General features: G+C 73.4%; 5 protein-coding genes. All 5 read left to right on the top strand.

The annotated features are described in order from the left end of the window. Positions 1–936: extracellular solute-binding protein (locus WML84_RS11080; protein WP_347346204.1), on the top strand; the 936-nt coding region annotated here is incomplete at its 5' end. Positions 937–971: 35 nt separating this feature from the next. Continuing rightward, positions 972–1,853, top strand: a complete 882-nt coding sequence (locus WML84_RS11075) for a sugar ABC transporter permease (protein ID WP_347346203.1) — start codon at positions 972–974, stop codon at positions 1,851–1,853. Beyond that, positions 1,850–2,794: a carbohydrate ABC transporter permease gene (locus WML84_RS11070; protein WP_347346202.1), complete on the top strand. Its 945-nt coding sequence runs from the start codon at positions 1,850–1,852 to the stop codon at positions 2,792–2,794. Before WML84_RS11075 ends, WML84_RS11070 begins: the two co-directional genes overlap by 4 nt. Then, positions 2,791–6,045, top strand: coding sequence for a GH92 family glycosyl hydrolase (locus WML84_RS11065; RefSeq protein WP_347346201.1), 3,255 nt, complete (start codon positions 2,791–2,793; stop codon positions 6,043–6,045). Before WML84_RS11070 ends, WML84_RS11065 begins: the two co-directional genes overlap by 4 nt. Continuing rightward, positions 6,042–7,607 carry a family 20 glycosylhydrolase gene (locus WML84_RS11060; RefSeq protein WP_347346200.1) on the top strand — a complete coding sequence of 522 codons (1,566 nt, stop codon included), beginning with the start codon at positions 6,042–6,044 and terminating at the stop codon, positions 7,605–7,607. Before WML84_RS11065 ends, WML84_RS11060 begins: the two co-directional genes overlap by 4 nt. Positions 7,608–7,682: the final 75 nt, after the last annotated feature.

Below are 7,682 nucleotides of genomic sequence, written 5' to 3'. Positions count from 1 at the left end.
CTGCTCGACGTGGACGGCGCCGACCCCGAGCTGAAGAGCACCTTCGTGCCGGGCGCGTGGGAGGCCTACTCGTACCCGGGCCTGGACGGCACGTTCGGCATGCCCTGGTACCTCGGCACCGACCTCAGCTGGTGGAACGGCGCGGCGCTCACCGCCAACGGCGCCGACACCTCCGCGCTGCCGACCACGACCGAGGAGCTCATCGCGCTCGCCGAGCAGGTCGGCCAGGCATCCGGCGGACGCATGCCGGTGCTGTCGACCATGCCGACCATCGACGTGTTCTCGTCGGCCGGCATCGACATCATGAACAAGGACGGCGAGTTCGTCTTCAACACCGACGAGGCCGCGAAGATCGTCGACCAGTACCGTGCCGCGTTCGAGGCCGGCGGCATCCCGCAGGAGGCGCTGACCGGCGACTACGGCGGGAACGCGGACATGTTCAAGCAGGGCAAGGTCGCCTACACGACCGCGACGTCGGTGTTCGCCGGCGACCTCGAGCGCGACGCCCCGAGCATCCGCGAGAGCGTCATCGCCACGCCGCGCATCGGCGACGCGCCGCTGTTCGTGCAGGGCGTCTCGGTCGCCGCGGACTCGAAGAACAAGGCCGCCGCGGTCGCGTTCGCGAAGTTCCTCACCAACACCGAGAACCAGGTCGCGTTCTGCAAGCTCGCGCTCGGCTTCATGCCCGGCACGATCGACGGCAGCGCCGACACGAGCGCGCTCAGCGAGGGCGTCACCGACCAGCTGCAGCTGGACGCGATGGCCATCGTGTCGGAGTCGATGGAGTCGGCCCGCATCCTCACGCCGTTCCAGTGGACGAACGCCATGAAGGTCTACATGGACCAGCAGATGGCGCTCTCGCTGAAGGGCGAGCTGCCGGCCAAGGAGGCGCTCGACAAGATCGTCGCCTACGCCAACGACAACCGGATCGACTGAGTCCGGCGCACCGGCACCCAGACGAAGAGGATGACATGAGATCTCATCAGTGGTACACGCCGTGGCTGCTCGTCGCGCCGGCCGTCGTCTGGGTGCTGGTGTTCGCCCTGTGGCCGTTCCTGAACACCGTGATCCTGAGCTTCACCGACGCCCGGCCGCTGCGCGCCGGCGAGTTCGTGGGGCTGGACAACTACGCGCGGATGTTCGGCGACGAGCAGTTCGGCTACGCCCTCACGACCAGCTTCATCTACATGATCGTCTGCATTCCGCTCCTGACGATCCTGCCGCTGCTGCTGGCGCTCCTCGTGGAGAAGACGATCCCCGCGATCACCTTCTTCCGCACCACGTTCTACTTCCCGGTGATCGCCTCGGTCGTGGTGGTCGCCCTGATCTGGACGTGGATGTTCGACAGCCGGGGACTCATCAACCAGGCGCTGGAGGCGTTCGGCATGGTCGACAAGCCGATCCCGTTCCTCGTCGACCGGTGGTGGCTGCTCGCCTGCTCGATCCTCCTCACGGTGTGGAAGGGTCTCGGCTACTACATGGTCGTCTACCTCGCGGCGCTCGGGAACGCCACGAAGGAGCTGCACGAGGCGGCCGCGATCGACGGGGCCGGCGCCTTCCGCCGGTTCCTGTCGGTGACGATCCCGAGCGTGCGCGGGGCGATGATCCTCATCGCGGCGCTCGTCGCGGTGTCGGCGATCCGCGTCTTCACCGAGCTCGAGGTCCTCACCAACGGCACCGGCGGTCCCGGCGGTCAGGACATGTCGATCGTCATGCTGATCAAGATGGTCGGCTCGGGCCTGACCGGCAACGTCGGCTACGCCTCGGCGATCAGCGTCGTCCTGTTCCTCATCACGGTGTTCCCGCTGCTGGCGATCGCCCTGATGAACCGTGAGAAGAAGGCAGTGGCATGAGCACGACAGCAGTGAACGCGGCCGAGGAGGCCGTCGAGGTCGCGGCCATGGGCAAGGCGCGCGAGCGCAAGGTCCGCGAGCCCGCGTTCCGCCGCAGGGGCTCCAGCGACTTCTCCAAGCCGACGCTGGCCGGCCTGATCTTCCGGTACGTGCTCCTGGCGCTCATGACCCTGATCGTGGTCGGGCCGCTCGTGTGGCAGCTGTCGACGTCGTTCAAGGGTCCGCTCGACGACATCTACACGTTCCCGCCGAACCTCGTCCCCACCGATCCGACGATCCAGAACTACGTGCGGGTCACCGACTTCATCCCGGTGTACCTGTACGCGTTCCACTCGCTGCTGCTGGCCGTGGGGACGGTCGTCAGCAACGCGGTGCTCGCGACGTTCGCCGGCTATGCGATCGGCTGCATGAAGTTCCGCGGCAAGTCGATCGTCGTCGGCATCCTGCTGTCGACGATGCTGCTGCCCGGCGAGGTCACGGTCACGAGCCAGTTCCTCACGATCAAGAACCTGGGCCTGGCCGACACCCTCTGGGGCGTGTTCCTGCCCGGCGCGATCGGCGCGATGAACGTGCTGCTCATCGCGACGGCGTGCCGCACGATCCCGGCCGACATGCTGGACGCCGCCACGATCGACGGCGCGACCACGTGGCAGCGGATCCGCCACATGGTGTGGCCGAACATCAAGGGCATGGTGAGCGTCGTCGCGATCTTCTCGTTCATCGGCGCATGGGACGACTTCCTGTGGCCGCTGATCGTGCTGACCGATCCCGCGAAGTACACGCTGACCGTCGGCATGGCCTACCTCAACGGCAACTTCCAGGCCGACCCGCGCCTCATCGCGGCGGGCACGATGATCGCGCTGATCCCGCTGGTCATCCTGTTCTCGGTGATGCAGCGCTTCTTCTTCCAGGGAGTGCAGGAGGGGGCCGTCAAGGGTTGACCGCCCTGATCGAGGCCGCGGACGGCCCGCTCGACCCGCCGTCCTCTCGCCCCCGAGCCGGTGTGCTCGGGGGCGAGGTCTTCGGCTACCGGTTCTCGCCGCGGGAGGGCGCCCAGCGGGTGGCGCTGCCGGTGGCGACGCCGCATCGGGATGCCGTGACGCCCGCCACCGTGCTGCACTGGGCGTTCTACGCCGACGACACCGCCGCGCTCGCGGAGCCCTGGGCCTCGCTCGCGGTGTGCCCCGACGTCGTGTTCGACGACGGGTCGCGGCTGAGCGACGGGCTCCGTGACGCGGTCGGCACGGTCCCGGCGATCGACCGCTACGGGCACGCGGTGCTGCCGGAGGCGCAGTTCGCCGCGCGCTGGAGCCTTCCCGAGCAGTGGAACGCCGACACGGTCTCACTGGCTCCGTGGGCGGGCCGCCGCATCGCGCACGTCGAGGTCGTGCTCGGCGACCCCGCGCTGCGCGATGCCGCGCCGGGGACGCTGCCGCCCGAGGCCGCCGGGTTCGTCGAGGTCCGCGTCGCCGAGCACGCCCCGGGCGTCCCCGACTCCCCCGCCGAGCGCGTCGACACGCGCCGCGGCAGCCACGCCGGCCCGCGCCTCTCGCGCGGCAACACCGTGCCCGCGACGGCCGTGCCGCACGGGTTCAACCTCGTGGTGCCGGCGACGGATGCCGGTGAGACGCGCTGGCCGTACCGCCCGTTCGTCCACGACGACGCCGAGGGCCGCCGCCTCGAGGCGATCCAGCTGTCGCACCAGCCGAGCCCGTGGATCGGCGACCACGGCGTGCTCCAGTTCATGCCGTTTCAGGGCGAGGGCCGCTCCGACCGCGCCGCTCGCCGGCGGCACATCCGACCGGACGGGGAGGAGGCGCGCCCGCACCGCTACGCGGCGGGCCTGGTGGGCGGCCTCGACGTCGAGGCCACCGCGACCGATCGCGCGGTCGCGGTGCGGGTGCACGGAGCCGGAGCGGTCGGGCTCGTGATCGACCAGCCGGACGACCGCGGCCGGCTCCACGTCGAGCCCGGCGACGGGCGCGTGCGCGTGCACGGGTGGGTCGCCGAGCGGGCCGACGCCGTGTGGGGCAACGCCCCGCGCATGTACTTCGCCGGCGAGACCGACCGGCCCTGCGCCGTCGCGCGCCTCGACGACGCCGGCCGCGGGCGGGTCGCGGCATCCGTCACCGCGAGAGGGGCGGTCGAGCTGCGGGTCGCGACCTCGTTCCTCTCGGTGGCCCAGGCCCGCCGCTCGCTCACGCGCGAGGCGCCCTGGTCCACGACGTTCGACGCGCTCGTCGCCGACGCTCGTCGCCGCTGGGATGCCGTGTGCGGCGCGATCGAGGTGCCGGCGCCGGAGGATCCGCGGCTGGCTCTCGCGCACGAGGAGCTGTGCGCGACGATCGCCGGCGACCTGTACCGGCTGCACCTGTACCCGAGCGACGCCGCCGAGGACGCGGGCGAGCCGGGCGCGCCGGACTGGCGCTACGCCGACGTGTTCGCGCCGCCGCGCCCGCACGGCGAGACCGAGACCGGCGCACCGGTCGCGCGCGGCCGGCTCGTCGTGGGCAACGGGTACTGGGACACCTACCGCACCGTGTGGCCGCTCCTGGCCCTGCTCGACCCCGACGAGACCGGCCGGCTGCTCGACGGCCAGCTGGAGCAGGTGCGCCGCGGCGGCTGGACCGCGCGCTGGAGCGCCCCCGGCTACGTCGACTGCATGGTGGGCACGTCGAGCGACCAGATCCACGCGGACGCCGCGGCGTGGGGCGTGCCGGGGGTCGACCTCGAGCTCGCCTTCGAGGCGGGCTGGCGCAACGCGTGCGAGCCGTCCGACGATCCGCGCACCGGCCGTGCCGGCGTGGCCTCGTCGCGCTTCCGCGGCTTCGTCTCGCGCGACGTGCACGAGGGCCTCTCGTGGACGATCGAGGGCGCGATCGGCGACGCCGGCCTGGCCCGACTGGCCGACCGGCTCGCCCGGCGCGCCGCCGCTCCCGAGGCATCCGCCCGCTACCGCGCGTTCGCCCGCTATCTCGCCAACCGCGCGCTCGCCTACCGGAGCCTCTTCGACGCCGGCACGGGCTTCTTCCGCGGCCGGGAGCGGGACGGCGCCCTGCCGCCCGGGCCGTTCGACCCGCGCGCGTGGGGCGGCGACTACACCGAGACGAACGCGTGGGGCATGTCGGTGTCGGCCGTGCACGACGGCGCCGGGCTCGCGGAGCTGTACGGCGGCCCCGCGGCCCTGCGCGCGCACCTCGACCGCCTCTTCGCGGAGCCGGAGACCGCCGAGCACGCGGGCGCCTACGGGGGCGTGATCCACGAGCAGCGCGAGGCCCGCGCGATGCGCTCCGGGATGTGCGCGCTGTCGAACCAGCCCGCGCACCACATCCCGTTCATGCACCGGCACGGCGACGAGCCGTGGCGCGCGGGCTCGACCGCGCACGCGCTCGCCGCGCGGCTGTTCGCCGGCGGCCACATCGCGCAGGGCTATCCGGGCGACGAGGACAACGGCGAGCTGAGCGCGTGGTGGCTGTGGGCGCTCCTGGGCCTCTACCCGCTCGACCCGGCGACGGGCGTGCTGGCGATCGGCTCGCCGCTCGTCGACGACGTCACGGTGCGCCGTGCCGACGGCCGCTCGCTGCGCATCCGCGCCCGCCGCGACACGCCGGCGGCCCGATACCTGATCGAGGCACGCCTGAACGGAGCGCCGCTCGGCCGCGCCGAGCTGCCCGTCGCGGCGTTCGCGCACGACGGCGACCTCGAGCTGGTCCTCTCCGAGACTCCCCCGGTCGACGCCGCGATCTGGCGGGCCTCCCGCACGCCCGCCGCGCCCTGGCGGCCCGACCTGTCGAGGCCCGCGCACGCGATCGCGTCCGAGGGCGTGGCGGCCGGGTCGCTGTTCGACGACGGCGCGACGGCGCTCCCCGTGCCGCTCGGCCGCGACGGCTGGGTCGGGCAGGCGTTCCCGGAGCCGCGCCGCGTGAGCGACGTGACCGTCACCGCCGCCGCGGCGGCCGGCGCCGCCTCGTTCGAGGTGGAGCGGAGCGAGGACGGGGCCGCCTGGCTGCCCGTCGCCACGACCCACCGCGAGCCGCTGCGGACCGACCGCACGACGCCGTTCGCGCTCAGCGCCCCGGTCGTCGCGCGGTTCTGGCGCGTGCGCGCGAACGAGCCGCTCGCGCTCCTCCAGCTCGAGCTCTTCGACCTCGTCGAGCCCGCACCCGCGACAGGACGAGGCGACGCACGATGACCCCGTCCGTGCGGCGCTCCCACGGCGACGGGACGACGGATGCCGCCGACGACGCGCGCTGGCTGTCGATCCCGCAGCCCGACTCGTTCGCGCCGACCGGCGGCTGGTGGCATCCCGCGGGCGTCGCCGTCGTCGCCGACGACCCGCTGCTCGACGCCGAGGCCGACCGCGTGCGCGCGGAGCTCGCCGGACTGCGACGGATGCCGACCGTGCGGGTGACCGAGCGCGCACGCGGCCCGGCCCGGCCGTCGACGCTCGTCCTGCGCCTGCACCGGCCGGTCTCTGACGGACCCCGCGCCGACGCCCTGGCGGCGGAGGCCTACCGCATCGACGTCGGCGACGACGTCGTCGTGACCGCCGCGACGGCCACCGGCGCGTTCCGCGCGACGCGGCAGCTCCTGCACAACCTGCGCGCGCAGGGCGCGGTGCCGCGCGGCCGCGTCGCCGGCGCGCCGCGCGTCGCCGAGCGCGGGCTGCACCTCGACACCGCGCGCAAGCACTACGGCGCGGACTGGACCGTGGCGCTGCTGCACGCCGCCGCCGACGTGGGCATCAACGCCTTCCAGTGGCACTTCTCCGACGACGAGGGCTTCCGCATCGCGTCGGACGCCTTTCCCGAGGTGGTCTCCGACGAGCACGTCACGCGCGACGAGGCACGGCGGATCGTCGAGACGGCGCGCGACCTGCACGTCGCCGTGGTGCCGGCGCTCGACATGCCGGGGCACCTGCGGCACGTGCTCGACGCCCATCCCGAGCTGCGCCTCCCCCGTGCCGAAGGGCTGCCCGACGCGGCGGTCTCGGGCGAGGGCGCGCTCGACATCACCGATCGGGATGCCGTGGGCTTCGCGCACCGGCTGATCGACGACCTCGCGCCGCTCTTCCCGCACAGCGACCGCTGGAACCTGGGCGGCGACGAGTTCGTGGACTTCGCCCTGATCGACCGCTACCCGGCGCTCGCCGAGAGCGCGCGGGAGCGCTTCGGCGCCGACGCCACCGGGTTCGACCTGCTGACGGCGTTCGTCAACGACACGGCCGCGCACCTGCGCGGGCGCGGCTTCGAGGCGAGGGCGTGGAACGACGGGATGCTGCGCGGCGCGGTCGTGCGGCTCGATCGCGCCGTCGAGCTCACGTGGTGGACGAACTGGAGCGCCCTGATGCGACCGCTGTCGGACGCGGTCGCGGCCGGGCACGGGCTCGTGAACGTCGACGACGAGCTGCTCTACTACGTGCTCGGCGAGAAGGCCGGCTACCGCTACCCGACCGCCGCGCGCATGTGGGCGGCCGACTGGCATCCGGGCCTGTTCCCGACCCTGCGCTCCGGGGCGCGCCAGGAGCTCGCCGCGCCCTATCCGGACCTGCTGCGGGGCTGCTGCTTCGCCGTGTGGGCCGACGACCCCGACGCGCAGACGCGCGACCAGGTGGCCGCCGGCATCCGGGCGCCCCTGCGGGCCATGGCGGAGCGCGCCTGGAACGGCGGCAGCTCGTTGAGCCTCGCCGAGTTCGTCGAGATCGACGAGCGGATCGGCGGCGTCGCACCCTGGCCGGAGGCGGAGCCGGCGTAGCGCCCGCGCGCCACGCACCCCGGCAGCCGGCCGGCGTCGGCAAGCCCGCTACGGCGCCAGCAGGTCGCGACGGTG

Origin of the sequence: Microbacterium sp. (assembly GCF_039812165.1) — a bacterium.
Classification (GTDB): domain Bacteria; phylum Actinomycetota; class Actinomycetes; order Actinomycetales; family Microbacteriaceae; genus Microbacterium.
This window is presented reverse-complemented; position numbering and strand designations above follow the sequence as displayed.